We start from the raw sequence: 781 nt of genomic DNA, 5'->3' as shown, positions 1-781 counted from the left end.
GTTGTTCAGTGCGACACGATAGAGAAGCAATGGTAGACAACACTGAACAGGCTTCAGATCTCGATATTTATCAGCATGACAATTACGACCAGTACAGCCAAGCAATGCAAATCATGTATGTATACACAGAACAAGAACCGACTAAGTTAGGTAATGTCGATGTTCTAGCGAAAGACTACTACGATAAAGTAGCAATCAAAAACACGGTCAGCACTACCGCAACCGCAGTCATGTTAATTGGCAATCTGGCATCGAACCTAGATATCGCGACGTTCTTTTTGGGCACACAAACAACGGACAAGCTTCCTTACGCCTTCAAATATCAACACAATATCGCTATCGAGCCTATTGGCGATGATGTCACTTACGACTCAATCTATCGTGAAGACTCAGAACAATATCCGAATGCGGAAATTTTTGAATTTGAGCAAGATTTTCTCAATGTTCGAAATACAAGCGTCAGCGCGATGGATATTACCAAGCCGGAATGTTCCGAGTTTAGACAATCTGCAGAATTTACGCCTGATACCGTATTTGTTGAAGATGAATTAGCTCACTGCTTTCTTTCGACACGCAGACCAAACTACTTCAAGAAGATTATAGAGGGTGAGATTGATTTCATTGAGGGTGTACCGAAAGCAAAACGTTACCTCGTGTATTCTATTTCTGATGAAATGATGGCGACATACGAAGACCAAAGCCACTTCTATCGCTACGTGCCTTACTTCGGTTGGATGAATTCAACCAAGCAGACAACATACGAAGCTACCCCTGAAAAATT

Annotated in this window: 1 protein-coding gene; it reads left to right on the top strand. The window is 41.9% G+C overall.

All coding sequences use genetic code 11. From position 1 onward, the window contains the following. Positions 1 to 29: 29 nt before the first annotated feature. On the top strand, positions 30 to 781 hold a 752-nt coding region (locus KIV40_RS28310; RefSeq protein WP_285352536.1), incomplete at its 3' end, for a hypothetical protein.

Source organism: Vibrio sp. D173a, assembly GCF_030248475.1.
Note: the sequence above shows the minus strand (reverse complement) of the source record. Positions and strands in the feature narration are given on the sequence as shown.